The sequence below is a fragment of the Neoroseomonas marina genome, assembly GCF_012927745.1.
GTDB classification, from domain to species: domain Bacteria; phylum Pseudomonadota; class Alphaproteobacteria; order Acetobacterales; family Acetobacteraceae; genus Neoroseomonas; species Neoroseomonas marina.
On sequence record NZ_JABBKX010000007.1, the window covers coordinates 50,586 to 75,718 of the forward strand.

General features: G+C 70.2%; 26 protein-coding genes. 7 read left to right on the top strand and 19 right to left on the bottom strand.

The annotated features are described in order from the left end of the window. Genes GWK16_RS18270 through GWK16_RS18280 form a run of 3 tightly spaced genes read right to left on the bottom strand, consistent with a single transcriptional unit; the run spans position 1 to position 3,545 of the window. A complete protein-coding gene (locus GWK16_RS18270) occupies positions 1–927 on the bottom strand; it encodes an ABC transporter permease (protein WP_170055417.1) in 927 nt (308 codons plus the stop codon). Next, the gene (locus tag GWK16_RS18275; RefSeq protein WP_170055418.1) at positions 924–1,931 is read right to left on the bottom strand and encodes an ABC transporter permease; all 1,008 of its coding nucleotides are present in this window, start codon (positions 1,929–1,931) and stop codon (positions 924–926) included. The genes GWK16_RS18270 and GWK16_RS18275 overlap by 4 nt, the downstream gene beginning before the upstream one ends. Before the next feature lie 15 nt (positions 1,932–1,946). Then, on the bottom strand, positions 1,947–3,545 hold the full coding sequence (locus GWK16_RS18280; RefSeq protein WP_170055419.1) for an ABC transporter substrate-binding protein: 1,599 nt from the start codon (positions 3,543–3,545) through the stop codon (positions 1,947–1,949). A 103-nt stretch (positions 3,546–3,648) separates the two neighbouring features. On the opposite strand from GWK16_RS18280, the gene GWK16_RS18285 reads away from it, so the two are divergent. Beyond that, the gene (locus GWK16_RS18285) at positions 3,649–5,223 is read left to right on the top strand and encodes an ABC transporter substrate-binding protein (protein ID WP_170055420.1); all 1,575 of its coding nucleotides are present in this window, start codon (positions 3,649–3,651) and stop codon (positions 5,221–5,223) included. A 69-nt stretch (positions 5,224–5,292) separates the two neighbouring features. On the opposite strand, the gene sugE is transcribed toward GWK16_RS18285, so the two are convergent. From sugE to aroQ, 4 genes are all read right to left on the bottom strand, one after another. Further along, entirely contained in the window at positions 5,293–5,613 is a 321-nt protein-coding gene (gene sugE, locus GWK16_RS18290) for a quaternary ammonium compound efflux SMR transporter SugE (RefSeq protein WP_170055421.1), read from the bottom strand. Positions 5,614–5,695: 82 nt separating this feature from the next. After that, positions 5,696–7,042: an acetyl-CoA carboxylase biotin carboxylase subunit gene (gene accC, locus GWK16_RS18295; protein ID WP_170055422.1), complete on the bottom strand. Its 1,347-nt coding sequence runs from the start codon at positions 7,040–7,042 to the stop codon at positions 5,696–5,698. Between the two features lie 85 nt (positions 7,043–7,127). Next, complete coding sequence (accB, locus tag GWK16_RS18300; protein ID WP_170055423.1) at positions 7,128–7,592, bottom strand: acetyl-CoA carboxylase biotin carboxyl carrier protein; 465 nt, start codon at positions 7,590–7,592, stop codon at positions 7,128–7,130. Then, entirely contained in the window at positions 7,589–8,047 is a 459-nt protein-coding gene (aroQ, locus tag GWK16_RS18305; protein WP_211187535.1) for a type II 3-dehydroquinate dehydratase, read from the bottom strand. The genes accB and aroQ overlap by 4 nt, the downstream gene beginning before the upstream one ends. A gap of 123 nt (positions 8,048–8,170) precedes the next feature. Here aroQ and thiS point away from each other — a divergent pair, with 123 nt between their 5' ends. Both thiS and GWK16_RS18315 read left to right on the top strand, forming a co-directional pair. Next, positions 8,171–8,383: a sulfur carrier protein ThiS gene (thiS, locus tag GWK16_RS18310; RefSeq protein WP_170055425.1), complete on the top strand. Its 213-nt coding sequence runs from the start codon at positions 8,171–8,173 to the stop codon at positions 8,381–8,383. 2 nt (positions 8,384–8,385) lie between these two features. Beyond that, the gene (locus tag GWK16_RS18315) at positions 8,386–9,183 is read left to right on the top strand and encodes a thiazole synthase (protein ID WP_170055426.1); all 798 of its coding nucleotides are present in this window, start codon (positions 8,386–8,388) and stop codon (positions 9,181–9,183) included. Here the strand turns inward: GWK16_RS18315 and GWK16_RS18320 are convergent. The 10 genes from GWK16_RS18320 to atpH form a co-directional block, all read right to left on the bottom strand. Next, on the bottom strand, positions 9,180–9,440 hold the full coding sequence (locus tag GWK16_RS18320; protein ID WP_170055427.1) for a hypothetical protein: 261 nt from the start codon (positions 9,438–9,440) through the stop codon (positions 9,180–9,182). The genes GWK16_RS18315 and GWK16_RS18320 overlap by 4 nt on opposite strands. A gap of 118 nt (positions 9,441–9,558) precedes the next feature. Then, positions 9,559–10,227, bottom strand: a complete 669-nt coding sequence (gene aat / locus GWK16_RS18325) for a leucyl/phenylalanyl-tRNA--protein transferase (RefSeq protein WP_170055428.1) — start codon at positions 10,225–10,227, stop codon at positions 9,559–9,561. A 34-nt stretch (positions 10,228–10,261) separates the two neighbouring features. Then, entirely contained in the window at positions 10,262–10,732 is a 471-nt protein-coding gene (locus tag GWK16_RS18330; protein ID WP_170055429.1) for an Lrp/AsnC family transcriptional regulator, read from the bottom strand. A gap of 202 nt (positions 10,733–10,934) precedes the next feature. After that, on the bottom strand, positions 10,935–12,065 hold the full coding sequence (locus GWK16_RS18335; protein ID WP_170055430.1) for a type III PLP-dependent enzyme: 1,131 nt from the start codon (positions 12,063–12,065) through the stop codon (positions 10,935–10,937). A gap of 374 nt (positions 12,066–12,439) precedes the next feature. Then, positions 12,440–13,300, bottom strand: a complete 861-nt coding sequence (locus GWK16_RS18340) for a ferritin-like domain-containing protein (protein ID WP_170055431.1) — start codon at positions 13,298–13,300, stop codon at positions 12,440–12,442. Positions 13,301–13,496: 196 nt separating this feature from the next. Next, positions 13,497–13,910, bottom strand: coding sequence for an ATP synthase F1 subunit epsilon (gene atpC, locus GWK16_RS18345; RefSeq protein WP_170055432.1), 414 nt, complete (start codon positions 13,908–13,910; stop codon positions 13,497–13,499). Positions 13,911–14,063: 153 nt separating this feature from the next. Continuing rightward, a complete protein-coding gene (atpD, locus tag GWK16_RS18350; RefSeq protein ID WP_170055433.1) occupies positions 14,064–15,491 on the bottom strand; it encodes a F0F1 ATP synthase subunit beta in 1,428 nt (475 codons plus the stop codon). Between the two features lie 75 nt (positions 15,492–15,566). Continuing rightward, a complete protein-coding gene (locus tag GWK16_RS18355; RefSeq protein WP_170055434.1) occupies positions 15,567–16,451 on the bottom strand; it encodes a F0F1 ATP synthase subunit gamma in 885 nt (294 codons plus the stop codon). 25 nt (positions 16,452–16,476) lie between these two features. After that, complete coding sequence (gene atpA / locus GWK16_RS18360) at positions 16,477–18,009, bottom strand: F0F1 ATP synthase subunit alpha (protein WP_170055435.1); 1,533 nt, start codon at positions 18,007–18,009, stop codon at positions 16,477–16,479. 2 nt (positions 18,010–18,011) lie between these two features. Then, on the bottom strand, positions 18,012–18,614 hold the full coding sequence (atpH, locus tag GWK16_RS18365) for an ATP synthase F1 subunit delta (RefSeq protein WP_338144510.1): 603 nt from the start codon (positions 18,612–18,614) through the stop codon (positions 18,012–18,014). Positions 18,615–18,823: 209 nt separating this feature from the next. Between atpH and GWK16_RS18370 the strand changes: the two genes are divergently transcribed. Beyond that, complete coding sequence (locus tag GWK16_RS18370; RefSeq protein ID WP_170055437.1) at positions 18,824–19,525, top strand: RraA family protein; 702 nt, start codon at positions 18,824–18,826, stop codon at positions 19,523–19,525. Here the strand turns inward: GWK16_RS18370 and GWK16_RS18375 are convergent. Beyond that, positions 19,512–20,279, bottom strand: coding sequence for a sulfite exporter TauE/SafE family protein (locus tag GWK16_RS18375; protein WP_170055438.1), 768 nt, complete (start codon positions 20,277–20,279; stop codon positions 19,512–19,514). The two genes, GWK16_RS18370 and GWK16_RS18375, sit on opposite strands and share 14 nt — an antisense overlap. A 40-nt stretch (positions 20,280–20,319) precedes the next feature. Then, entirely contained in the window at positions 20,320–21,960 is a 1,641-nt protein-coding gene (locus GWK16_RS18380) for a glycosyltransferase (protein WP_170055439.1), read from the bottom strand. A 73-nt stretch (positions 21,961–22,033) separates the two neighbouring features. On the opposite strand from GWK16_RS18380, the gene zapE reads away from it, so the two are divergent. The 3 genes from zapE (at position 22,034) to mdh (ending at position 25,115) form a co-directional block, all read left to right on the top strand. Further along, positions 22,034–23,245, top strand: coding sequence for a cell division protein ZapE (gene zapE / locus GWK16_RS18385; RefSeq protein WP_248291476.1), 1,212 nt, complete (start codon positions 22,034–22,036; stop codon positions 23,243–23,245). Between the two features lie 367 nt (positions 23,246–23,612). Then, the gene (locus GWK16_RS18390; protein ID WP_170055440.1) at positions 23,613–24,044 is read left to right on the top strand and encodes a hypothetical protein; all 432 of its coding nucleotides are present in this window, start codon (positions 23,613–23,615) and stop codon (positions 24,042–24,044) included. Positions 24,045–24,161: 117 nt separating this feature from the next. Further along, on the top strand, positions 24,162–25,115 hold the full coding sequence (mdh, locus tag GWK16_RS18395) for a malate dehydrogenase (RefSeq protein WP_170055441.1): 954 nt from the start codon (positions 24,162–24,164) through the stop codon (positions 25,113–25,115). Positions 25,116–25,133: the final 18 nt, after the last annotated feature.

The following is a 25,133-nucleotide window of genomic DNA, read 5'->3' on the forward strand; positions in this document are numbered from 1 at the left end:
TCACTTCTTCAGGCGCGGGTTCAACACGTCACGCAGCTGATCGCCCACCAGGTTGATGGAAACGATCGTCACCAGCAGCGCGATGCCGGGATAGAACGAGATCCAGTACTTGCCCGAGAGCATGTACTCGTAGCCGTTCGCGATCAGCAGGCCGAGCGAGGGCTCGGTGATCGGCACGCCGAGGCCGAGGAAGGACAGCGTCGCCTCGAGCGCGATGGCGCGGGCCACCTGCATCGTGGCCACCACGATCAGCGGCGGCAGGCAGTTCGGCAGCAGGTGCCGGAACAGGATGCGGTGCGTCGGCAAGGCGAGGCATTGCGCGGCCTCGATGTACTCGCGCCGGCGTTCCACCAACGCGGTGCCGCGCACGGTGCGCGCGTAGTAGGCCCATTCCACGATGACCAGCGCGATGACGACGTTCATCACGCCCTTGCCGAGGAAGGCGAGGATCATCAGCGCGACCAGGATGGACGGGAAGGAGAGCTGCAGGTCCACCAGGCGCATGATGACCGTGTCGGTCCGTCCGCCGGCATAGGCGGCGAGCAGCCCGAGCGTCGCGCCCACCATGCAGGCGATCAGCGCCGAACCCGCGCCGACCGAGAGCGAGATGCGCAGCCCGTACATGATACCGGACAGCATGTCGCGGCCCTGGTCGTCGGTGCCGAGCCAATAGGTGAAGCCCGCGCCGCCCACCGTGCCGGGCTCCATGCGCCCGTCCATGATGTCGAGCTGCGCGAGGTCGTAGGGATTCTGCGGCGCGAGCCATGGTGCGAAGATCGCCACCAGCGCGATGATCGTGAAGACGATCAGCCCGCCGAGCGCGATCTTCGATTCCGCGAATTCAGATACGAACCGGCGGAAGGGCGTCTCGACCTTGTCCTTGCGCGGGGCGGCGGGCGCCGCCCCGTCCATCACGGCCTGGCTCATGTGCCTTTGCTCTCCAGCCTGACGCGCGGATCCAGCAGTGAATAGGTGAGGTCGACCACGAGGTTGATGGTGATGAACATCAGCACGATGATCATCAGGTAGGCGACGATCACCGGTCGGTCGAGCACGTTGATGCTGTCGATGATCAGCTTGCCCATGCCCGGCCAGGCGAAGACGCTTTCCGTCACCACCGAGAAGGCGATGGTCGAGCCCAGTTCCAGACCGACCACGGTCACGACCGGGATCAGGATGTTCTTGAAGACATGCACGAAGGTGACGCGGGAGGCCGAAAGCCCCTTGGCGCGCGCGAACTTCACGTAGTCCATCAGCATCGTTTCGCGCACACCCGCGCGGGTCAGGCGGATCACGAGGCTGATCTTGAACAGCGCGAGGTTGACCGCCGGCATGACCATGTGCGCGAGGCCGTCACCGGTCAGCCACGACCATTGCAGCCCCGCATTGCAGGGTTGCAGGCCGATGAAGCCCAGCACCGAGCACGTCTCGCCCCGCCCTGTCGAGGGCAGCCAGCCGAGCTGCACGGCGAAGACCATGATCAGCATCAGCCCGACCCAGAAGGTCGGCAGCGAGAAGCCGAGGATGGACCCCGCCATGATGGTCTTCGACGCCGGGGAGTTCGGCCGCAGCCCGGCGTAGAGGCCGAGCGGAAGGCCGATCAGGATCGACAGGAACATCGCCCCGAAGGCGAGTTCCAGCGTCGCGGGCATGCGCTGCAGGATCAGCTTCAGCGCCGGTTCGTTGAACACGAAGGACCGGCCGAGATCGCCCTGCAGCGCGTTGGTGAGGAAGACCAGGTACTGCTGCCACAACGGCAGATCGAGGCCGAGGGCGCGGATCGCGCGCTCGCGCTCGAGCTGGTCGGCGTCCGGACTGATCAGGATCTCGACGGGATCGCCGATGGCGTAAACGCCGACGAAGACGATCATCGACATCGCCAGCACGACGAGCAGCGCCTGCATCAGGCGCCGCACGAGGTAGACGGCCATCGGCTATCCCTGTCGTCAGCGAGCCGCCGGGCGCAGATCCTGCGCCCGGGTCAGCTCGTCGTTGCGCGCGGTGTGCTCGAAGTTGCGCCGCGAGGCCCAGATGTTGGTCTGGATGTGCAGCGGCACCACGCCCACGTCCTGCATCGCGATGCGCATGGCGTCGACCACCTGCCGCTCGCGCTTGGCCTCGTCGAGCTCCGTCAGCGACTGCGCCAGCAGGTCGTCCACCTGCGGGTTGGAGTAGCGCCCGCGGTTCGACGCGCCCCAGCCGCGCTCGCTGTTGAAGGTCGCCATGATGTTGCGCAGCGGGTGCGACCCGTCGGGGTTCGAGCCCCAGCCGATCAGGAAGGCCGAATAGTCCTGGCGCCCCGCGCGGCCGACGAAGGTCGTCCAGGGCTGCGCCTCGACGGCCGTGCGCACGCCGATGCGCGTCCACATCTGGCCGATCGCCTGCACGATGCGGGCGTCGTTGATGTAGCGGTCGTTCGGCCCGTTCAGCTGGATGCGGAATCCGTTGGGATAGCCGGCCTCGGCCAGCAGGCGCTTCGCGCCATCCGGATCATAGGCCGGCGCCGGCAGGTCGGCGACGAAGCCGAAGACGCCCTGCGGCAGGAACTGGTTGGCCGGCACCGCCGCACCTTCCATCACGCGGTCCACGATGGCGCGGCGGTCGATCGCCATCGACAGCGCACGCCGCACGCGTACGTCGCGCAGCGGGTTGCGGCCCAGCGGCCGGCCGTCGTTGTCGGTGATGAAGGGCGAGTTCTCGTTCGCCGCGCGCTGGAAATCCAGCCCCAGGAAGATCAGCCGAAGGCCGACGGTCTCCGAGATGCGCACCCGGTTGTCGCTGCGCAGCCGCGCGAGATCCGAGGTGGGCACCTGGTCGATCAGGTCGACGTCGCCCGCGAGCAGCGCCGCGGTACGCGCGGCGTCGTTGGTGATCATGCGGTAGTTGACGCGCTGGAAGGGTGCGCGATCGCCCCAGTAGCCGTCCCAGCGCTCGAATTCGATGCGGTCGCCGTTGCGGTGCGCGACGGCGCGGTAGGGCCCCGTGCCGGCCGCGGCGCGCAGGGCGTTGAAGTCCTCGGTCGTCGCGTTCTCGGCGGTTTCCTTGTCGAGGATGCGGACATTGGTCATGTCCAGCGGCATCAACGGATAGGGCTGCGCCGTGTGCAGCCGGATCGTCAGCGGATCGACGATCTCGACGCGCGTGATCGGCCGCGAATAGACCGCGAAGGAGGATGGGCTGTTCGGCACGTTCGGCAGGCGCTGGAGCGTGAAGGCCACGTCCTCGGCCGTGAAGGCGTTGCCGTTGTGGAAGCGCACATTCGGGCGCAGGCGGAATTCCCACACCGTCGGTTCGACGGCGCGCCATTCGGTTGCAAGGCCCGGAACGTTGCGGGACTGCGCGTCGGTGTTGACCAGCTTGTCGAAGATGGTGTCCGCGACGGCGTTGTTGGGGGAGAGCTGATGGTAGTGCGGGTCGAGCGAGGTAACCGGTGCGCCAACGGCAATGGTGGCGGTCTGCGCCAGGGCCTGCGAGCCGGCCAGGGCGACCCCGGCAACGGCGACCGCAGACGCGGCGATGCTGCGCCGACGGATCCACGTCTTCATTGAAGCACTCCCGAACATTCTACTTGCATGCCCCTTGTAGCAGCCCGCCGGAAGCGCCGCTAGGCTGCCACCTTTCGCCCCATTCCTGCCGGAGAGGAACATTATGAAGCGAACGACCATCGGGCACGCCATGCTCGCCGCGGCGCTGCTGGTCGGCGGCCATGCTGCAGCGCAGAACCTGACCATCGGGATCGGCGGCTCGCCGACCTCCCTCGACCCGCATTTCTACAATGCCTCCCCCAACAGCAGCCTGACCCAGCACCTGTTCGACACGCTGGTGGAACGCGACGCACAGGCGCGCCTCCGCCCGATGCTCGCCGAGAGCTGGCGCGCGGTCGAACCGACCGTCTGGGAATTCAAGCTGCGCCCCGGCGTGAAGTGGCATGACGGGCGCGATTTCACCGCCGACGACGTCGCCTTCACCATCGAGCGCGTGCCGACCGTGCGCAACAGCCCCGGGTCCTTCGCCGGGCTGATCCGGGCCATCACCCGCGTGGAGGTGGTCGATCCGCTGACCATCCGCTTCCACACCGCCGCGCCGCATCCGCTGCTGCCGACCGAGCTCGGCTCCATCCAGATCATCTCCCGCCACGCCGGCACGGGGGCCGAGACGGACCAGTACAATTCCGGCCAGGCCGCGATCGGGACGGGGCCCTACCGCCTGGTCTCCTACCGGTCCGGCGATCGCACCGAGTTCGTCCGCAACGATGGCTACTGGGCCGGGGCGCAGCCCTGGGCGCGCGTGTCCTACCGCTTCATCGCCAACGACCCGTCGCGCACCGCGGCGCTGCTCGCCGGCGACGTCGACGTGATCGACCAGGTCCCGTCGACCGACATCGCGCGCCTGCGCCGGGAACAGCGCATCAGCCTGTTCGAGATCCAGGGCCTGCGCCTGATCTACCTGATTCCGGACTATTCCCGGGCCGAGAACCCGCTCTGGGTGACCGACAACAACGGCCAGGCGCTCACGCGCAATCCGTTCCACGACGTGCGCGTGCGCCGGGCGATGTCGATGGCGGTGGACCGCGCCGCGCTGTCCGAACGCGTGATGGAAGGCACGGCGCGCCCGACCGGCCAATGGCTGCCGCAGGGGGCCTTCGGCTACAATCCGGACGTGCCGGCGCCGGCCTATGATCCGGATGGCGCGAAGCGGCTGCTCGCCGAGGCGGGCTTCCCGCAGGGCTTCCGCATCACCCTGTCCTGCCCCAACGACCGGTACCCCAACGATGCGCGGGCCTGCCAGGCGGTGGCGCAGATGTGGACGCGCATCGGCGTGCGGACCGAATTGCAGGCCCTGCCCTGGGCGACCTACTCCGCCCGCACCTCCCGCCAGGAATTCAACATGCGCATGGGCGGCTGGGGCAGCGTGACGGGCGAGGCGTCCTACATGCTGGTGAACATCTTCGGCACCTACGACCGCGAGCGCCGGCGCGGCGCGTCGAATTCCTCGCGCTACTCCAATGCGGCGCTCGATGCCCTGACGGAACGCGCCGCGGCGACGCTCGACGACGTGCAGCGCGAGGCGATGCTGCGCGAGACGGTGCGCATGGTCGCCGACGACCAGGCGATGATCCCGCTGTTCCAGCTGGTGAACTTCTGGGCGGCGCGGCGCGGCTTCGCCTACGAGGCGCGGATGGACGAGCGTACTACCGCGATGGCGACGCGGCCGGCGAACTGACCGGAGGGGCAGCGCCCCTCCACGCCGGACTGCCGAGGGCCGCAGGGCCCTCGGCGCCCCGATGGGGCCTCAGGCCGGGCTGGCGAGCTTCAACCCGACGATCCCCGCCAGGATCAGGCCGACGCAGGCGAGGCGGAGCGCGGTCGCCGCCTCCCCGAACAGCACGATCCCGAGCAGCACCGTCCCGACGGTGCCGATCCCGGTCCAGATGGCATAGGCGGTGCCGAGCGGCAGCGTCTTCAGCGCCAGCCCCAGCAGGCCGATGCTGATGATCATGCTGACGATCGTCAGCACGGTGGGCACCGGGCGCGTGAAGCCCTCGGTGTATTTGAGGCCGATGGCCCAGCCGATTTCCGAAAGCCCGGCCGCCAGCAGATAGATCCAACCCATCACAGGTCCCCTTCGGTGCCTGTGGCGGGGTCGTCCCCACCGTTGCAAACGAGGCGCCGGGGTCGTCCCCGGCGCCGATTGGTCAGCCCTGGCGCTCCGCCACGAAGCGCTCGAGCCAATGGATGGTATACTCGCCGGACTGGAATTCCGGATCGTCCATCACCGCCTGGTGCAGCGGCAAGGTCGTGCGGATGCCGGCCACCACCATTTCGCTCAGCGCCCGCCGCATCCGGCCGATCGCCTCGGGCCGCGTCGGCGCGTGCACGACCAGCTTCGCCACCAGGCTGTCGTAATGCGGCGGCACGGTATAGCCGGAATACAGCGCGCTATCGACGCGCACGCCGAGGCCGCCCGGCGCGTGGTAGGTGTTCACGCGGCCGGGGCTCGGCGCGAAGGTCTCGGGATCCTCGGCGGTGATGCGGCATTCGATCGCATGGCCGGCGAAGCGGATGTCGCCCTGGCCGTAGCCGAGCGGTTCCCCGGCCGCGATGCGGATCTGTTCCTTCACCAGGTCGATGCCGCAGACCATTTCGGTCACGGGATGTTCGACCTGCAGGCGGGTGTTCATCTCGATGAAGGCGAACTGCCCATCCTGCCAGAGGAACTCGAGCGTGCCGGCATTGCGGTAGCCGAGCTTCGCCAGCGCCCCGGTCACGCGCGCCCCCATCGCCTCGCGGTCGGCCGCCGTCAGCACCGGGCTGCCGGCTTCCTCGACCAGCTTCTGGTGGCGGCGCTGCAGGGAGCAGTCGCGCTCCCCGAAATGCACGACGTTGCCGTGGGTGTCGGCCAGCACCTGCAGCTCGATGTGCCGCGGGCGGTCGAGGTACTTCTCCATGTAGACGCTGTCGTCGCCGAAGGCCGCCTTGGCCTCGGCGCGGGCGACGCGCCAGGCGTCCTCGAGCTCGTCGGCGCTGCGCGCCACCTTCATGCCGCGCCCGCCGCCGCCGGCCGCGGCCTTGATGAGCACCGGGTACTTGATCTGGTCCGCGACGGCGCGCGCTTCCTCGAGCGATTCGAGCGCGCCCGGCGAGCCCGGCACCAGCGGCACGTCGAGCCGCCGCATCGCATCCTTCGCGGCGATCTTGTCGCCCATCATGCGGATGTGGTCCGGCGAAGGGCCGATGAACTTCAGCCCATGCGCCTCCACCATCTCGGCGAAGCGGGCGTTCTCCGACAGGAAGCCGTAGCCGGGATGCACCGCATCCGCGCCGGTGATGGTCGCGGCCGACAGGATCGCGGCAGTGTTGAGATACGATTCGCGCGCATTCGGCGGACCGATGCACACGCTCTCATCCGCCAGGCGGACATGCATCGCCGTCGCGTCGGCCGTGGAATGCACGGCGACGGTGCGGATGCCCATCTCCTGGCAGGCGCGATGGACGCGAAGCGCGATCTCGCCCCGGTTCGCGATCAGGACCTTGCCGAACATCACGCCTTCCCCGCGTCGCTGCGCGCCGCCCGGCAGCCGGCCGCGTCGGACCTGCAGGCCTGCGGCCTTCCAGTCATCGGACGGCTCATTCGATGATCATCAGCGGCTCGCCGTATTCGACCGGCATGCCGCTCTCGACCAGGATGCGCGTCACCGTGCCGGCCCGCGGAGCCTTGATCTGGTTGAAGGTCTTCATCGCCTCGATCAGCAGCAGGGTCTGGCCCTGGGCGACCTTGGCGCCGACCGTGACGAACTGCGCCGCGTTGGGTTCGGGCGAGAGATACGCCACGCCGACCATCGGGCTCGTCACCGCGCCCGGATGGCCGGCGTCGAGCGGCTCGGCCGCGGGCGCCGCCGCGGCAACCGGGGCAACCGGGGCAGCCGCCACGGCGACCGGCTGCATCACCGGCGCGGCGACGACCGCCTGGCGCACGACACGCAGCCGCGCCTCGCCGTCGACCAGCTCGATCTCCGTCAGGTCGGTATCGCGCAGGATCTGCGCCAGCTCGCGAATCGCGGCGGCGTCGAATTCGATGAAGTTGCCCATCATTCCTCGTCCTGCTCGACCAGATCCGCCATGGCGCGGATGGCGAGCGCGTAGCCCGTCACGCCGAGGCCGCAGATCACGCCCGTCGCCGCCTTGGAGACGTAGCTGTTGTGCCGGAATTCCTCCCGGCGGTGGATGTTCGTGATGTGCACCTCGATCACCGGCAGGTCGACGGCCAGCAGCGCGTCCATGACCGCGATCGAGGTGGTGGTGTAGCCGGCGGGGTTGATCACGATCCCCGCCGCGCGCCCGCGGCATTCCTGGATCCAGGTGACGAGTTCGCCCTCGGCATTGGTCTGCCGGAAGTCGATGGCGAGGCCATACTCCTCGGCCGTCTCGGCGCACAGCGCCTCGACGTCGTCGAGCGTCGCGGTGCCGTACTTCTCCGGCTCGCGCACGCCGAGCATGTTGAGGTTCGGTCCGTTCAGGACCACGATCAGGGGCGGACTCACGGGCATTTCCCGAAAATGGGGGCGGAAGGGGCTAGCACGGGGTGTTTCGGCGGGGCAAGCGGGGCGCGCCCCGGCCATGCGCCGACCCGGCTTGCGGCGCCCCCTCCCCTTCGCCACATTCCCCGCAAGATGTCAGAACGGATCGCCATCACGGTGAACGGGGAAGACCGCGAGGTTGCGCCCGGGGACACCGTCGCCGCCCTGCTCGGGGCCATCGGCCTCGACACCCGCAAGGTCGCGGTCGAACGGAACGAGGAGATCGTTCCGCGTTCCACCTATGCGACCGTCGCCCTGGCCCAGGGCGATCGGCTCGAGATCGTACACTTCATCGGCGGAGGCTGAGCATGGACGGGACCCCCGCTGGAACCACCGACGACACCTGGGAGGTCGCGGGCCGCCGCTTCCGCTCCCGGCTGATCGTCGGCACCGGCCGCTACAAGTCGCTCGAGGAGACCGCCGCGGCCATCGAGGCCTCGGGAGCGGAGATCGTCACCGTCGCGGTGCGGCGGGTGAACCTGTCCGACCCGAATGCGCCGATGCTGCAGGATTTCGTGTCGCCCAAGCGGTACACCTACCTGCCCAACACCGCCGGCTGCCACACCGCGAACGACGCGGTGCGCACGCTGCGCCTGGCGCGCGAGGCCGGCGGGTGGAACCTCGTGAAGCTCGAGGTGCTGGGGCCCCCGCCCTACCTCTACCCGGACATGGAAGGCACGCTGGAAGCGGCGAAGGCGCTGATCGCCGACGGCTTCGAGGTGATGGTCTACTGCGCCGACGACCCGGTGGCGGCGAAGAAGCTCGAGGATCTGGGCTGCGTCGCGATCATGCCGCTCGGCGCGCCGATCGGCTCGGGGCTGGGGCTGACCAATCCGTTCATGATCCGCTCCATCAAGCAGAACGCGAAGGTGCCGGTGCTGGTGGATGCGGGCATCGGAACGGCGTCGGATGCGGCCAAGGCGATGGAACTCGGCTGTGACGCGGTGCTGCTGAATTCGGCGATCGCGCATGCCAAGGACCCGGTCCGCATGGCAGTCGCGATGAAGGCCGCGGTCGAGGCCGGGCGGGATGCCTTCCTCGCCGGCCGCATGCCCTGGAACTACCAGGCCGATGCGTCGAGCCCGATGACGGGGCTCATTCGCTAGGCCCGCGCCCGGGGTAACCCGCGGCGTTGCCTCGCAACGTCGATGGGAACCCCGCCAGGGCCCGGCATGTCGCCCAGCATGGCCGGATCGAGCGGTGTCACGACGCCGGGCCAGTCATGGCGCTGCAGAATGACGCGGTCGACGGTGGATTGGGGTTCGGTGAAGGCCATCGCGGCCGTCGCGCGCCGGGCCCCGAAGGCAGGGGCGCGGTCGGGCGCCATGATCGCGGCCACCCGATCCGGGCCGACATGGGGCATGCCGTATCCCACGGCCGCGCGCGGCCTGCCACTGGCTCGCGCGGGGTCGTCGTGGCCCCGCTGCGGCCGATCAGGGGCTGCCGCCCCGCCACAGCACGATGCTGCCCCCGGTCGGCCGTCAGCCCTCCGCGCCGCGCAGCGCGCGGATCTCCGCCGCGACCTCCTCCCGCGTGAGGTCGGTCCGCCAGGTCGCCTCGACCGACAGCGCCGCGGCGAGGCGCAGCTTGTAGTCGGCCTTCGGGATCTCGACGGCGCCGAAGCGGGCGAGATGGGCGGTGAGGAACTGGGTGTCGAGCAGCGCGTAGCCCCCGAGGCGCAGCCGCGCCACCAGGTGCACCAGCGCGACCTTCGAGGCATCGGTGGCGCGGGAGAACATGCTCTCCCCGAAGAAGGCACCGCCGAGCGAGACGCCGTAGAGCCCGCCGACCAGACGCCCTTCCGCGGTCACCTCGACCGAATGGGCGGCGCCGCGGGCATGGAGTTCGAGGAAAAGCCGCTCGATCTCCTCGTTGATCCAGGTGTCGGTACGTCCGGGGGCGGGTTCGGCGCAGCCGCGGATGACGCCGGGGAAGTCCCGGTCGACGGTCACCGCGAATCGGTCGGACAGCGCGGTGCGCCGCAGGCGCCGGGAGAGGTGGAATCCGCCGTCGAGCGGCAGCACGCCCCGCAGCGCCGGGTCGAGCCAGTAGAGACGGTCGGAGCGGCGGCTCTCGGCCATCGGGAAAACCCCCGCCGCATAGGCGCGGAGCAGGAGGTCGGACGTCACCTCGAGGGTGCGGCGGCTCATGGCGAGGCAGCCTGCACCAGCCGCCCGCGCCGCGTCACGCTTCCTCGTCGTCCGGCGGGGCGACGGGGAGGATCGCGGTTTCCTTGACGGTCGAGAGGGCGAGCACGGTCTCGGTCCGTTCGACGCCCGCCTTGCGACGGAGCTCCCCGGCGACGAAGGCCTCGAGTTCCGGCAGGCCGGCGACGCGCAGCTTCAGCATGTAGGACCAGGGCCCGCTCACGGCGTGGCATTCCAGCACGTGCTCGAAGGGCGCGAGGCCGTCGCGGAACTTGGCGTCGCTGGCGCCGGGGCGGAGGGTCACGAACACCCAGGCGAGCAGCGGGCAGCCGACCGCCGCCGGATCGAGATCCGCGCGCCAGCCGCGGATCGTACCGCGTTCCTCGAGCCGCTTGACCCGTTCCGCGGTGGCGGAAACGGACAGGCCCGCCACCTTGGCGAGCTCCGCGAGGCCGGAGGCCCCGTCATGTTGCAGCGCGACCAGGATGTTCCGGTCAATGCTGTCCATCGCCGCATCCTATCCGGCGCGACGCGCAAATGGAACGTGAAATCGGGCGCCGCCCTTCGCATATCAAAACGGCCCGAGGCGAAGCCTCGGGCCGGGAGCGCAAAGCGCGACCGCGCCCAGACCATCCGCCGCCGCCAGCACGCCAGTACACGGCGCGAAGGCAAGCGGCCCGGACGGGCCGCGCCCGCCGCCTGAGGGCAGACTAGATGTAGTGTTCCGCGAGCGGCCGGAAGCCGTTGAAGGACTGCGAGGCGTAGGAGGTGACGTAGGCGCCGGTCGACAGCAGCTCGACCCGGTCGCCGTCGGTCAGCGCCATCGGCAGGCGGTAGTTCGACTTCTCGTACAGCGTGTCGGTGCTGTCGCAGGTCGGGCCGGCGATGGTCACCGGGCCGTCCGCGGTGCCGTCATGGGGCGTGCGGAAGGCGTATTTGATCGCCTCGCCCTCGGTCTCGGCCAGGCCGCCGAAGCGCCCGATGTCGAGATAGACCCAACGCACCGGATCGTCCTTGCCCTTGCGGGAGACGAGCACGACCTCGGCCGAGACCACGCCGGCGTCGCCGACCATGAAACGGCCGGGCTCGACCAGCATCTCCGGCAGGTCGTTGCCGAAATGCTGGGTCATGGCGCCCATGATGGCGTTGCCGAAATCGTCGATGCCCGGCACCTCGGCGCGGTAGCGCACCGGGTAGCCGCCGCCGAGGTTCACCATGCGCAGCTTCACCCCGGCCTCCTTGAGGTCGGTGAAGAGCATGGCGACGCGCGCGATCGCCCCTTCATAGGCGGCCGTGCTGGTCTGCTGGCTGCCGACATGGAAGGAGATGCCATAGGGGTCGAGGCCGAGCGTGCGGGCCTGCACCATCAGGTCGCGCGCCATCTCGAGCTCGCAGCCGAACTTGCGGCTGAGCGGCCATTCGGCGCCCTTGTTCTCGACCAGGATGCGGCAATAGACGCGCGCGCCGGGGGCGTTCTTCGCGATCTTCAGCAGCTCGGGCTCGCTGTCGAAGGCGAAGAGCGTCACGCCCGCTTCGTGCGCGGCCTTGATGGCCGACGCCTTCTTGATGGTGTTGCCGTAGGAGATCGCCTCCGGCCGCGCGCCGGCGGCCAGGCACGCCTCGATTTCTTCCCACGACGCGGCGTCGAAGGAGGAGCCGAGGCCCGTCAGGCGCTCGAGGATCGGCGCGGCCGGGTTGGCCTTCACGGCGTAGTAGACGCGCGCGAGCGGCAGCGCGGCCTTCAGCCGGCGGTAGTTCGCCTCCACCCGGTCCACGTCGAGGACGAGACAGGGCGTGGCGGGCGCGTGGTCGCGCAGGAACTGGGCGATCTTCGGGGTCATCGCCGCACCTCTCCAGGCTCCGGTGGGCCGCCTGTCCAGGCGACGACCCAAGGTTGACGAAACGGTCGAACGAACCAGCGACCAAAGTGGGCCGCCCGGCATGCCGGGCGGGGTTGCCAGAACGCTTGACGTCGTTGCGTAAACCCTTTGGCCGGAACGGCCGGGGGCCAGAGGCACGTGCGTACTGCGTCTGAGCGGCGCTATACGCCCGCGCCCCCCGGGCGCAAAGAGGAAAATGCGCCGGGGCCGAAGTTTTTTCTCAGCCCGGCCGGATTGCCCGGAAATGGGCCCGGAAGGCCGGGGGTGTCTCGGGTGTTTCGACCAGCGGGCCCGGCGAATCGCCGGAACCATACCGGTCCGCGGGGCGGCGCCCGTCAGGCCGCGCGGGATTGCGCGTTCGCGTTCTCGTTCGCCGCCTTGCGCAGCGCCTGCTGGTAGCGGTCACGCCGCCACTGCAGCAGCCGCCAGGCGCCCTTGGCCGCGATGTCCGACATGCGCCCGCGGGGCTCGAGGCCGATCGTCTTGAAGATCATGCCCATGCCGCGCTCGATGTGGCGAAAACGGTAGAAGCCCATGGCCCGACCCATGTAGCCGCTGATGCAGCGGTCATGGTCGTAGGGCATGCCCTCGGCCTCATTGCCGCAGTGGAAGGCGTAGGCGAGCTCGTCATCCTCGCTTTCCCCGATGCGACCCAGGGCGACGCGCAGGCGCTTCGCGAAGGAAAGCTTCTCGCGCGCCAGGTAGCGCTTCATGTGGTCGTAGAACAGCTTGAAGTGCCGATACTCGTCGGCCGCGATCAGCCGGCAGACCTGCCTGAGCACAGGTTCCTCGGTCGAATCGCCGAGGGCCGAGTAGTAGGAGGAGGTCCCGGTCTCGACCATGCAGCGGGCGATCAACTCGCCGGTGCGCGACCCGCGGATCGAGGCCTCGGCGTCGAGCTGGATCTTGTAGCCGGCCCGGTAGCGGGCGAAGGCCTCCTGGAAGTTCCAGGTCGGATCAGCGATCTCGCCCCAACGGCCGAGCGCGTCGCCGTGCTGCGTCTCCTCCACGCCCCAATGTTCCGCCGCCGCCTGGAAGTCCGGGTCGTCGGCGAAGACACGGGTGAGGTAGGTGACGTAGTCGGCCGCGTTCCGCTCGACCATGGCCGCGGCCTTCACCAGCGGCACGATCTCCGGGTCCACCTTGGAGGGGTCGAAGCGGTCCCAGCCGATCTCGTCGATGTGCCAGTGCTTCATGCCAACCTCTTGCTTGCGGGCGCGAGCCCGGACGACGCGCGACGGCCTGCCATTTTCGCCCCGTGCGTGGTCGTTTCAAGGCAGCCGGCGCGTGCGGAGGCGGATCGTATGAAAGGTGTGTGAAACAGGACGCGCGCCGCGGGGGGCGGCGCGCGCATCAGGAAAACGTGATCGGGCGGCCCCAGGGCCGCCGGGATCAAGCCGCCTCGGCGGCGGCGAGCATGGCGCGGGCCGCGAGCAGGCGCGCCATGGCGGCATCGCGCTTCTCGGGCGTCGCCTCGCCGGCGGCCTCGTCATACGCCTTCTCGCATTTGGCGACGCGGCGCTCGGCATCGGCCTTGGAGAGCTGGGCGACCGGCGTCGCCTCATCGGCGAGAATGGTCACGCGGGACGGCGTCACCTCGGCGAAGCCGCCGGCGACGAAGAGCCGCTCGGAGACCTGGCCGGCCTCGGTCACGGTGATGACGCCGCCGCGCAGGGCGACGATCATCGGCGAGTGGCCGGGCAGCACGCCCATCTCGCCCTCCGCGGCGGGGATCACCGCCATCTCCACCGGCCGGGAGAGCAGCAGCTTCTCGGGGGAGACGAATTCGAGCTGGAACGTGGACATCGCAACGCCCTTCCAAAGTCTGGCGCGACCGGCGGACCCGGCTGCGGCCGGGTCCGAGGCCGCGAATGCGGCCCGCGGCTAGTGCCGCGAAAGCCAAGCGCGCGGAGGCGCGCCCGGCGTCTGAGGGCACCGAAAGATGCGGAAGCCCGTCGCTTACGCGGCGGCCTTCAGCCCCTCGGCCTTCTTCACGGCCTCTTCGATCGTGCCGACCATGTAGAAGGCAGCTTCCGGAAGGTGGTCGTACTCGCCGGCCACGATGCCCGCGAAGGAGCGGATCGTGTCTTCCAGCTTGCAGAACACGCCCGGCGTGCCGGTGAAGACTTCCGCGACGTGGAAGGGCTGGGACAGGAAGCGCTGGATCTTGCGCGCGCGCGCCACGATCAGCTTGTCCTCTTCCGACAGCTCGTCCATGCCGAGAATGGCGATGATGTCCTGCAGCGACTTGTAGGTCTGCAGGACGCGCTGCACTTCGCGCGCCGTCTTGTAGTGCTCCTCGCCCACGATGCGCGGGTCGAGCGCACGCGAGGTCGAGTCCAGCGGGTCGACGGCCGGGAAGATGCCGAGCTCGGCGATCGAGCGGTTGAGCACCGTCGTGGCGTCGAGGTGGGCGAAGGAGGTCGCCGGCGCCGGGTCGGTCAGGTCGTCCGCAGGCACGTAGATGGCCTGCACCGAGGTGATCGAGCCCTTCTTCGTCGAGGTGATGCGCTCCTGCAGCGCGCCCATGTCGGTGGCCAGCGTCGGCTGGTAGCCCACCGCGGAGGGGATGCGGCCGAGCAGCGCCGACACCTCGGCGCCCGCCTGCGTGAAGCGGAAGATGTTGTCGATGAAGAAGAGCACGTCCTGGCCCTGCTCATCGCGGAAGTACTCCGCCATGGACAGGCCGGACAGCGCCACGCGCGCGCGGGCGCCCGGCGGCTCGTTCATCTGGCCGTACACCAGGGCCACCTTCGACCCTTCGGTGTTGCCCTCGTTCAGCTTGATGACGCCGGCATCGACCATCTCGTGATAGAGGTCGTTGCCCTCGCGGGTGCGCTCGCCCACGCCGGCGAAGACCGACACGCCGCCGTGGCCCTTGGCGACGTTGTTGATCAGCTCCTGGATGGTGACCGTCTTGCCCACGCCGGCGCCGCCGAACAGGCCGATCTTGCCGCCCTTCAGGTAGGGGGCGAGCAGGTCGATGACCTTGATACCCGTGACGAGGATCTCGGCCGCGGTGGCCTGTTCCTCGAACGCCGGGGCGTCGCGGTGGATGTTGTAGGTCTTGTCGTGCGGGACGGCGCCGCGCTCGTCGATCGGCTCGCCGATGACGTTCAGGATGCGGCCGAGCGTGCCCGGGCCGACCGGCACCGCGATGCCCGAACCGGTGTCCACCACCTCGGTGCCGCGGACCAGGCCGTCCGTGGTGTCCATGGCGATGCAGCGCACGGTGCGCTCGCCGAGGTGCTGCGCGACCTCGAGGACGAGGGTGCGGTCCTCGACCTTGGTGTGCAGCGCGTTGAGGATGTTGGGCAGGTCCTGCGGAAACTGCACGTCCACGACGGCGCCCAGCACCTGCGTGACCTTGCCGACGTTGTTCTTCATCGTGCGGATTCCCTTCTCAGCGGCCAGCCGGCCGATTCACGTTGCGCGCCTTCGGCGCTTCACGATCGGACGGCATCAGACGGCCTCGGCACCGGAGATGATCTCGATCAGCTCCTTGGTGATGTTGGCCTGGCGTGTGCGGTTGTAGTTGATGGTGAGCTTGTTGATCATCTCGCCCGCGTTGCGCGTGGCGTTGTCCATGGCGGTCATCTGGCTGCCGTAGAAGCCGGCGGTGGTCTCCAGGATGGCGCGATAGACCTGCACGGCGAGGTTCTGCGGCAGCAGCGCGGCGAGGATCTCGTCCTCGGTCGGCTCGTACTCGTACAGCGCCTGCGCGCCGATCGCCTCACCGGCTTCCTGCTCGGGCACGGCTCCCGGGATGAGCTGCTGCTCCGAGGGCGTCTGCGTGATGACGTTCTTGAAGCGGTTGTAGATCAGCGAGCAGACGTCGAACTCGTTGGCGTCGAGCATCTTCGTGATGGTCGCCGCGATCTCGGCCGCGTCCTCGAAGCCCACCACCTTCTTGTTGGCGAAGGAGACCTCGCCCACGAAGCGGGAGCCGAATTCGCGCTTGAGATAGGTCGTCGCCTTGCGGCCGACGCCCAGGATCTTCACCGTCTTGCCGTGGCTTTCCAGCTCACGCACGCGGTTGCGCGCGAAGCGGCCGACATTGGTGTTGAAGGCGCCCGCGAGGCCGCGGTCGCCGCTGACCACCACCAGCAGGTGCACGGCGTCGCCGCCCGTGCCCACCAGCAGCTTCGGCGCATCGGGCTGCCCCGCCACCGCCGCGCCGAGGGAGGCGAGCATGCGCTCCATCCGCTCGGCATAGGGGCGGGCGGCCTCGGCGCGCTGCTGCGCGCGCCGCAGCTTCGCCGCCGCCACCATCTTCATCGCCTGCGTGATCTTGCGCGTGGACTTCACGCTGTTGATCCGCAGGCGGAGGGCCTTCAGGCTCGCCATGGATGGCTCTCCGCCCCCTGTTCGCTCAGCTGAAGGACTTCGCGAAGGAGTCGAGGAAGGCGACGAGCTTCGTCTCGGTCTCCTTCTTGATCTCCCGGTCGGTGCGGATCGCCTGGACGATCTCCGGCGCGCGGGACTTGATGTCCGCGAGCAGGCGGCGCTCGAACTCGCCGACCTGACCCACCTGGATGCGGTCGAGGTAGCCGCGCGTGCCGGCGAAGATCGCGATCACCTGCTCCTCGACCGGCACCGGCTTGTACTGGGGCTGCTTCAGCAGCTCGGTCAGGCGGGCGCCGCGGGCGAGCAGCGCCTGCGTCGTCGCGTCGAGGTCCGAGGCGAACTGCGCGAAGGCCGCCATCTCGCGGTACTGCGCCAGTTCCAGCTTGATGCGGCCGGCGACCTGCTTCATCGCCTTGATCTGCGCGGCGGAGCCGACGCGCGAGACCGAGAGGCCGACGTTCACCGCGGGACGGATGCCCTTATAGAAGAGCTCGGTCTCGAGGAAGATCTGGCCGTCGGTGATGGAGATGACGTTGGTCGGGATGTAGGCCGACACGTCGCCGGCCTGCGTCTCGATGACCGGCAGCGCGGTCAGGGAGCCGGCGCCGAAATCGTCGTTCATCTTCGCCGCGCGCTCGAGCAGGCGCGAGTGCAGGTAGAACACGTCGCCCGGATAGGCCTCGCGGCCCGGCGGACGGCGCAGCAGCAGCGACATCTGGCGGTAGGCGACGGCCTGCTTCGACAGATCGTCGTAGAAGATGACCGCGTGCATGCCGTTGTCGCGGAAGAACTCGCCCATCGCGCAGCCGGAATACGGCGCGAGGAACTGCATCGGCGCCGGGTCGGAAGCGGTCGCGGCGACGATGATCGAGTACTCGAGCGCGCCCTGCTCTTCCAGCGTCTTCACGAGCTGGGCCACGGTGGAGCGCTTCTGCCCGACCGCGACATAGATGCAGTACAGCTTCTGCTTCTCGTCGCCCGAGGCGTTGATCGGCTTCTGGTTGATGATGGTGTCGAGGATCACCGCCGTCTTGCCGGTCTGGCGGTCGCCGATGATCAGCTCGCGCTGGCCGCGGCCGATCGGGATCAGGCTGTCGATCGCCTTGATGCCCGTCTGCATCGGCTCATGCACCGACTTGCGGGGAATGATGCCCGGGGCCTTCACCTCGACGCGGGTGCGGGTGACGTCCACCAGCGGGCCCTTGCCGTCGATCGGGTTGCCGAGCGCGTCGACGACGCGGCCTAGCAGGCCCTTGCCGACCGGCACGTCGACGATCGAACCCGTGCGCGAGACGGTGTCGCCCTCGCGGATGTTCTTGTCGTCGCCGAAGATCACGACGCCGACGTTGTCGGCCTCGAGGTTCAGCGCCATGCCGCGCAGGCCGGCGCCGGGGAACTCCACGAGCTCGCCGGCCATCACGTTCTGCAGCCCGTAGACGCGGGCAACGCCGTCACCCACGGTCAGAACGGTGCCGACCTCGGCCACGTTCGCCTCGGCGTCGAACCCGGCGATCTGCTTCTTGAGGATCTCCGAGATTTCGGCGGGACGGATATCCATGGTCAGGCGGCCCCTTTCATCGCGTACTGCAGGCGCTGCAGCTTGGACTTGATGCTGTTGTCATAGAGGCGGGAACCGATCCGGACGATCAGCCCGCCAAGGATGGAAGCGTCGACGCTTTCGGACAGCCGCACGCCCGAATAGCCGGCCTCGGTGAGGCGGGCGACGATCTGGGCGCGCTGGGTGTCCGTCAGCGGATGGGCGGTGACCACCTCGGCCGTCTGCTGGCCGCGGCGTTCCGCGAGCAGCGCGCCGAAGGCCTGCGCCACGGCGGGCAGCGCCGACAGGCGACGGTTGGTGATCATGACGCCGACCAGGTTCTTCACCTCCGCGCCGATGCCGACGCGCTCGAGGATGGCGAAGGCGCCCGCGCGCTGCTTGGCGGCGTCGAGGCGAGGGTCGGCGATGAAGTCGCGGAACGGGGCGTCATCGCGCCACAGGGTGAACAGCGTCTCCAGGTCGTTGGCGATGCGGTCGACCGCGCCGGGCTCGGTGGCCCGCAGGTCGTCGGCGATACCGAGCAGCGCATGGGCATAGCGCTGCGGCGCGCCCGCCGATTGCGACGAGGAGGTGGAGGCGGTCTGGATGGTCTCGGCTGCGGCCACGGGCGATCCCGGTCCTGTTCTTGCTGGGTCTGCGACGAACGACGGCAAAGGACATGGCCGCGCGAAGGCATCCTCCGGCGGCGGCGGGCGCTTAACATACGCATTGCCGCACCGCAACCGGACGGCCATCGGTTTTCGCACGCGCGGCACCGATTCCGACCCCGGCTGGACGCTGCCGGCCGGGCGGGCGAGGCTGATCAGGCCAGGACATGGGGAACCCCGCGATGCTCGACAACCCGCCGCTGCTGACCATCCACCGCGGCCACCGCCGGCCCGACAAGGCCCTGATCGAGGCCTTCCGCGGGGCGCAGACCTCCCACCTCGTCGACGCCATGGATGGGCGCGGGGCGGTCGACTACCGGATCAAGCCGATGGACCCGGCCAATGCGGGCTTCGTCGGCCCGGCGCTGACCGCCTTCGCCTACCCCGCCGACGTGGTCGGCGTTTACGGCGCGCTCGCCGAAGCCGAACCGGGCGATGTCGTGGTGGTCGCGAACGACGGCTACACCACCACCGCCGTGGTGGGCGACATCGTCGCCGGCATGATGCGCAACAAGGGCATCGCGGCCTTCGTGACGGACGGCCTCGCCCGCGACCGCGCCGGGATCGTCGCGACGGGCCTGCCGCTCTTCGCGGCCGGGATCGTGCCGACCTCCCCGGCCTCCAACGGGCCGGGCGTGGTGGGCGCGCCGGTCGTGATGGGCGGGCAGCATGTCCGCCCGGGCGACATCGTCGTCGGCGACGAGGACGGGGTGGTGATCGTCCCGTTCGACCGCGCCGCGGCCGTGCTGGAGCGACTCGCGGCCATCCGCGTGGCCGAGGCCAAGGCCATCGCCGCCGTCGAATCGGGCGCGACCGCGACGGACCGGATCCGCGCCATCGTGGCCGACGCCAAGGTCATCGGCCCGTAAGCGGGTCCCACAGCGGCATGCCGAGCACGGCGGCGGCGAGGATCAGGACATAGGCGGTGCGGCGGAAGGTCGTCTCGCTGGCCATCCCGAACAGCGCCGCCCCGCCCCACAGCCCCGCGGCATAGGCGGGGCCGGCGGCCAGCGCCAGCCAGGCGCTGCCGGCCCCGATCAGCCCGCGCCAGGCGAAGGCCGCGGTCACCGCCGCGGTCAGGATGGCGAAGTACAGGTTCATGTTGGCGCGCACGTTCAGCGCCGCGCCGCCGCGGCCGAGCCACCAGACCGCCGGCGCCACGCCGCCCAGCATGGCGGTGCCGCTCATCACGCCGCCCACCGCCCCGACGCCGACCGTCAGCGGCGCCGATCCCGCCCCGCGATAGCGCCAGCCGGATCCGAGGACGACCAGCGCGCCCAGGACAAGGCCGGTCATCGCCCAGCGCAGCGCCACCGGGTCGCTGTGCGCGAGGATCAGCGCCCCGAGCGGCACCGCGAAGATGGCGCCGAGGCTCATCACCCCGACTTCGCGCCGCGCCGCGTGCCGCCAGGCCCCGGGCAGGAAGGCGAGGCAGGAGAAGCATTCCAGCAGCGCGAGCACCGGCACCGCCGCCCGCGGCCCCACCGCGGCCGAGGCCAGCGGCACGAAGACCAGCGCGGCGCCGAAGCCCGAGAAGCCGCGCGACAGACCGCCGATCAACGCCGCCGCCGCGACGCCGAGCAGGGCGCCGGTCGCCGGCAGGCCGTTCAGGAATTCCCCCATGGGGTGAGACTCGGCCGGACGCGCCGGCCCGTCCAGGCCCTCAGTCGCTCCGGCGGACCAGGTCGTACTTCAACAGCCAGACCAGGCCGCGCGCGCCGCGTCCGGCCGGCGCGAGAGCGGCGAGTTCCCCCGCTGTCGCCGGCCCGACCGCGAGCCGTGCCAGCATCGCGGCGAACTGGCGCTCGGTCGGCAGCAGGCTGCCGCGCCCGACCACGCCGGGCACCTGCGCCCGGGCACGCAACGCCTCGATCCCCGCGCCCGGCGCGAGGGCCAGGCGCATCTCCCCCGCGATCGCCTCGGTCGGGTAGTCGGCGAAGATGCGCAGCGGATCGGGACGCAGCGGGACCGGCTCGCGGCCCGGCTGCGGCGGGGCGCGCTCGCCGCCGCCGCGACGCCGTTCGGCCAGCTCGTCGAAGAGATCGAGGTAACGGCGGATCACCACCGCCCAGTCGTAGCGGGCGCGGGCATGGGCCGCTGCCGCCGCCCCCATCGCGCGTCGCCGCTCGGCATCGTCGACCAGCGTCCGGTAGGCCTCCGCCGCCCGCGGGATATCCATCGCGACGCCCAGCGAGGCGCCCAGCACGTAGTGCGAATAGGCATCCATCCCCGCCGCGTACCGCCGCGCAATATCCGCCCCCGGCCCGCCCATCACCGTCGGGATGCGGAATCCGTGGACGCCGTCCTCGACCGTGTCGCGGAAGCCGTCCCAGTCGGTGACCACGACGGGCAGGCCGGCCGCCATGGCCTCGACCGGGGCCAGGCCGAAGGTCTCCTGCACATTGTCCACCGGCAGGGTGAAGAAATCCGCCGCGCTCCAGATCTCCCGCCGCGCCATGGGCTCGGTCGCGTCGACATGGTGGACCGTGACCGAGGGGCAGAGCGCGGCCGCGCCGTCGAGGAAGACGCCGCGCGCCTGCTCCGGTTCGAAATACCCCGCGAGGATCAGGTGCATCCGCCGCGCCGCCCCCTGCGCCGCACGCTCGAGCGCCAGGTACATCGGCGCCGGCGTGAACTTCGTCACAAGGCTCAGCCGCCCGACCACGATCGCCGCGACGTCCCCGACCCCCATGCCGAGCCGCTCGCGCCAGCGCCGCCGTGCCTCGGGCAGCGGCGCGAAGGATGCGGTGTCGACGCCAAGCGGGATCTCGGCCAGCAGCGGGCCCTCGATGCGTCCGGTGCCGAAGCGGTCCCGCAGATAGGCGCCCTGCTCGTCGAGCACACGCTGAACCATGCCGCGCGCGGCGCGCGAGGTGCAGACGAGCGCATCCCAGGGCTGCAGCGGTGCGACCAGCAGGTCCCCGATCGCGTCCATCGCCCGGTCGGTCGCGGTGGTGTGAGTCACGCCGCAAAGGCTGAAGGCGTCCTGCCGATGCCGTCGGCGCCACCAGGCATAGGTCGACATGGCCGCGCCCGGAACGAAGATCGTGCCGGCATCGTCGAAGCCGGCCGGGTCCTCATAGGTGTGGGCGCTGGTGTCGAGCGCGGGATCGATCGCCGCCACATGGGCGCGGAAGGCCTCGGCCTGGGCGCGGTCCTGGACCAGCGCGCGCAGCGCCTGCAGGCCGCCATGGCGCACCAGGGCGCGCAGGAATTCCTCCCCGGCGACGCGCCGGCCGATGATCGGCTTCCCGGCGGTGCCGTAGCCGTCGGGATGGTAGTGCAGGGCGGCGACGCGGCGCATGGCCTGGGACGCTGCCGGTGGCCCCCGCGCATGTAAAGGCCGGGCGCGGTTGTCCGCCCGGCGGGATCGGGCTATGGCCCGGGCCGTCATGCACGCCCCCGTCAACCGCCCGCCCGGCGATGCCGGGGCGCAGGCGCCGGTCGCCCTCACCTCCGAGGGGCCCCTGCCCGCGCTCCGCGCGCGCATCGCCGCGGGCGCCATCACCGCCGATCCCGCCCAGGAACTCGCCGCCGAGAAGCTGCAGGATCTCTGGCGCCGCACCCGCGGCTACGACCCGAAGGTCGAGCCGCCCGACACCGGCGGCTTCCTCGGCCGCTTCTTCCGCCGCAAGGCGGTGGAGGAGGCGCCCTCCGGCGCGCCGCTCGGCCTGTATCTCGTCGGCGAGGTCGGGCGCGGGAAGTCCATGCTCATGGACCTGTTCTTCGCCAGCGCGGATGTGGCGCGGAAGAAGCGGCTGCACTTCCACCAGTTCATGCAGCAGGCGCACCGGCGCATCCATGCCTGGAAGAAGGAACACGGGGACACCGCCGATCCCATCCCGCCGCTGGCGGATTCGATCGTCGCCGAGGCCGCGCTGCTCTGCTTCGACGAGTTCCAGGTGCACGACATCGCCGATGCGATGATCCTCGGCCGGCTGTTCGAGGCGCTGTTCGCCCGCGGCGTGGTGATCGTCGCGACGTCCAACACCACCCCCGACGACCTGTTCAAGGGCAAGCCGGGCCGCGACGCCTTCCTGCCCTTCATCGCGCTGATCAAGAAGCGGATCGAGGTGCTGGAGCTCGAATCGGCGCGCGACTACCGCCGCGACCGCATCCGCGGCCTGCCGACCTGGCATGTCCCGCCCGACGGCCGCGCCGAGCGCGCCATGGACGCCGCCTTCGCGGAACTGACCGGCGACACGCCGGCGAAGCCGATGAAGCTGACGCTGCTCGGCCGCGCCGTGGAGGTGCCGCTCGCCGCGCGCGGCGTCGCGCGCTTCGAGTTCAACGACATCTGCGGCAAGCCGCTGGGCCCGGCGGACTACCTCGCCGTCGCGACGCATTTCCACACCGTGGTGCTCGACGGCATCCCGCGCCTCGGGCCCGAGAATTTCGACAAGGCGCGGCGCTTCATCACGCTGATCGACGCGCTCTACGAGCATCGCGTGAAGCTCGTCGCCAGCGCCGAGGAGCATCCCGACCGGCTCTACGAGCGGGGCGAGAACGCCGCCATGTTCGAGCGCACCGCCTCGCGCCTGGTGGAGATGCAAAGCCAGGACTACCTGGCGCTCGCGCATTTGACTTAGCCCTCAAGCGCCGGGCGCCGCGCATCCGCGCGGCTTGGCTGCGCGCCGTGGACTGTTGCGCCAGCGGCGGCGGATGGGCTGGGCGCGGTCGCGCTTCGCGCTCCCGGCCCGAGGCCTGGCCTCGGGCCGAAGTGTCGGCGCTGGCCAGCGGCTGTCTCGTTGATTGGGTCATAGGTCGCGGCGGGCAGGGCCGGCCAGTCGTCATGCATGGCGACCTTCTGCGGCACGGAATGCGGCATCACGCATGTATTGCCGCGGCCTGCCCGGTTTTGACGCCGGTCAAGAATGGCCGGAAGGGGTTCCCGACGCGGGACGACCCAGGCTAAAGTCGTTGAAATATCCCGCAACGAAACGAGAGGTTTGGCGCATGCGGTTTCTGGCCATGGCCTTCATCGCCCTTGCCACCGTCGTCACGGCCGCCGCCCCGGCCGAAGCCCGGTCGCGCACGCAGCAGCAGGCCCAGGCCCAGCAGACCCGCGCCACCGCACCGCAGACGGCACGCGCCAGTGCCGCCCGCAGGACCGAGGCGCCGCAGCGCAACGCCCGCGCCACCGACCGGACTCGCCAGGCGGGCACGGCGACCACCCGCAACGGCCGTCAGGCCAACCGCACCACGTCTCGCGGCACGCAGGTCGCCGAGTCCTGCCGCGGCCGGGCCTGCGGCGCCCGCAGCCGCACCGTCGCCTGGCAGGGCGGGCTCGAGCCGCCGACCAACACCCAGGCCCAGTCCTGCCCGACCGGCACCATGGCCACGCTGGCGCTGGGCCATAACGACGTGGTGCGCTGCCTGCCGCTCTGACGAACCGCGCGGGCCGGCCGGCGCCGTTCCCGGGCGCCCCGGCAGCCTTGCCGCCGCGCGGGCCACGGAGTAGGTAGCGGCGCTTTTCCGCACTGCACCACATCCCGAGGAAGTCCCATGGCCCGCAAGAAGATTGCGCTGATCGGCGCCGGCAACATCGGCGGCACGCTCGCCCACCTCATCGGGCTCAAGGAGCTCGGCGACGTCGTGATGTTCGACGTCTTCCCGGGCGTGGCCGCGGGCAAGGCGCTCGACATCATGCAGTCGGGCCCGGTGGACGGCTTCGACAGCGCTATGTCGGGCTCGGGCGACTACAGCGCGATCGCGGGCTCCGATGTCGTCATCATCACCGCCGGCTTCCCGCGCATGCCGGGCATGAGCCGCGACGACCTCGTCTCCAAGAACGCCGGCGTCATCGCGCAGGTGGCCGAGGGCGTGAAGCAGCATTGCCCGAACGCCTTCGTCATCGTCATCACCAACCCGCTCGACGCCATGGTGTGGGTGTTCCGCGAGAAGTCGGGCCTTCCCGCGAACAAGGTGGTCGGCATGGCCGGCGTGCTGGATTCGAGCCGCTTCCGCCTCTTCCTCGCGCAGGAGTTCAACGTCTCGGTCGAGGACGTGACCGCCTTCGTGCTCGGCGGCCACGGCGACACCATGGTGCCGCTGACCCGCTATTCCACCGTTGCCGGCATCCCGGTGCCGGACCTGGTGAAGATGGGCTGGTCGACGCAGGAGAAGATCGACGCGATCTGCGCCCGCACCGCGAATGGCGGCGGCGAGATCGTGAAGCTGCTCGAAAAGGGCTCCGCCTTCTACGCGCCCGCCGCCTCCGCGATCGCGATGGCCGAGGCGTACCTGAAGGACAAGAAGCGCGTCCTGCCCTGCGCCGCCTGGCTGACCGGCCAGTACGGCATCAAGGACCTCTATGTCGGCGTGCCGGTGGTGATCGGCGCGGGCGGCGTGGAGCGCATCGTCGAGATCGAGCTCAACGCGAGCGAGAAGGCGGCCTTCGAGAAGTCCTGCGGCGCGGTCCGCGAACTGATCGACGCTTCCAAGAAGCTGGTGGGCTGAGCCCCCGGGGCCCGGCGG

Bases quoted from the DNA above. Each gene is read 5' to 3' on its own strand.
- GWK16_RS18340 (WP_170055431.1), bottom strand. From the start codon at position 13,300: ATGAAGCACTGGCACATCGACGAGATCGGCTGGGACCGCTTCGACCCC.
- GWK16_RS18335 (WP_170055430.1), bottom strand. From the start codon at position 12,065: ATGACCCCGAAGATCGCCCAGTTCCTGCGCGACCACGCGCCCGCCACG.
- zapE (WP_248291476.1), top strand. From the start codon at position 22,034: ATGGCCCGGGCCGTCATGCACGCCCCCGTCAACCGCCCGCCCGGCGAT.
- GWK16_RS18375 (WP_170055438.1), bottom strand. From the start codon at position 20,279: ATGGGGGAATTCCTGAACGGCCTGCCGGCGACCGGCGCCCTGCTCGGC.
- atpA (WP_170055435.1), bottom strand. From the start codon at position 18,009: ATGGATATCCGTCCCGCCGAAATCTCGGAGATCCTCAAGAAGCAGATC.
- GWK16_RS18320 (WP_170055427.1), bottom strand. From the start codon at position 9,440: ATGCCCCATGTCGGCCCGGATCGGGTGGCCGCGATCATGGCGCCCGAC.
- GWK16_RS18270 (WP_170055417.1), bottom strand. From the start codon at position 927: ATGAGCCAGGCCGTGATGGACGGGGCGGCGCCCGCCGCCCCGCGCAAG.
- GWK16_RS18315 (WP_170055426.1), top strand. From the start codon at position 8,386: ATGGACGGGACCCCCGCTGGAACCACCGACGACACCTGGGAGGTCGCG.
- GWK16_RS18370 (WP_170055437.1), top strand. From the start codon at position 18,824: ATGGGGAACCCCGCGATGCTCGACAACCCGCCGCTGCTGACCATCCAC.
- GWK16_RS18275 (WP_170055418.1), bottom strand. From the start codon at position 1,931: ATGGCCGTCTACCTCGTGCGGCGCCTGATGCAGGCGCTGCTCGTCGTG.
- GWK16_RS18390 (WP_170055440.1), top strand. From the start codon at position 23,613: ATGCGGTTTCTGGCCATGGCCTTCATCGCCCTTGCCACCGTCGTCACG.
- GWK16_RS18380 (WP_170055439.1), bottom strand. From the start codon at position 21,960: ATGCGCCGCGTCGCCGCCCTGCACTACCATCCCGACGGCTACGGCACC.
- mdh (WP_170055441.1), top strand. From the start codon at position 24,162: ATGGCCCGCAAGAAGATTGCGCTGATCGGCGCCGGCAACATCGGCGGC.
- aat (WP_170055428.1), bottom strand. From the start codon at position 10,227: ATGAGCCGCCGCACCCTCGAGGTGACGTCCGACCTCCTGCTCCGCGCC.
- GWK16_RS18355 (WP_170055434.1), bottom strand. From the start codon at position 16,451: ATGGCGAGCCTGAAGGCCCTCCGCCTGCGGATCAACAGCGTGAAGTCC.
- GWK16_RS18280 (WP_170055419.1), bottom strand. From the start codon at position 3,545: ATGAAGACGTGGATCCGTCGGCGCAGCATCGCCGCGTCTGCGGTCGCC.
- GWK16_RS18285 (WP_170055420.1), top strand. From the start codon at position 3,649: ATGAAGCGAACGACCATCGGGCACGCCATGCTCGCCGCGGCGCTGCTG.
- GWK16_RS18330 (WP_170055429.1), bottom strand. From the start codon at position 10,732: ATGGACAGCATTGACCGGAACATCCTGGTCGCGCTGCAACATGACGGG.
- sugE (WP_170055421.1), bottom strand. From the start codon at position 5,613: ATGGGTTGGATCTATCTGCTGGCGGCCGGGCTTTCGGAAATCGGCTGG.
- accC (WP_170055422.1), bottom strand. From the start codon at position 7,042: ATGTTCGGCAAGGTCCTGATCGCGAACCGGGGCGAGATCGCGCTTCGC.
- thiS (WP_170055425.1), top strand. From the start codon at position 8,171: ATGTCAGAACGGATCGCCATCACGGTGAACGGGGAAGACCGCGAGGTT.
- accB (WP_170055423.1), bottom strand. From the start codon at position 7,592: ATGATGGGCAACTTCATCGAATTCGACGCCGCCGCGATTCGCGAGCTG.
- atpD (WP_170055433.1), bottom strand. From the start codon at position 15,491: ATGAAGAACAACGTCGGCAAGGTCACGCAGGTGCTGGGCGCCGTCGTG.
- atpC (WP_170055432.1), bottom strand. From the start codon at position 13,910: ATGTCCACGTTCCAGCTCGAATTCGTCTCCCCCGAGAAGCTGCTGCTC.
- aroQ (WP_211187535.1), bottom strand. From the start codon at position 8,047: ATGCCCGTGAGTCCGCCCCTGATCGTGGTCCTGAACGGACCGAACCTC.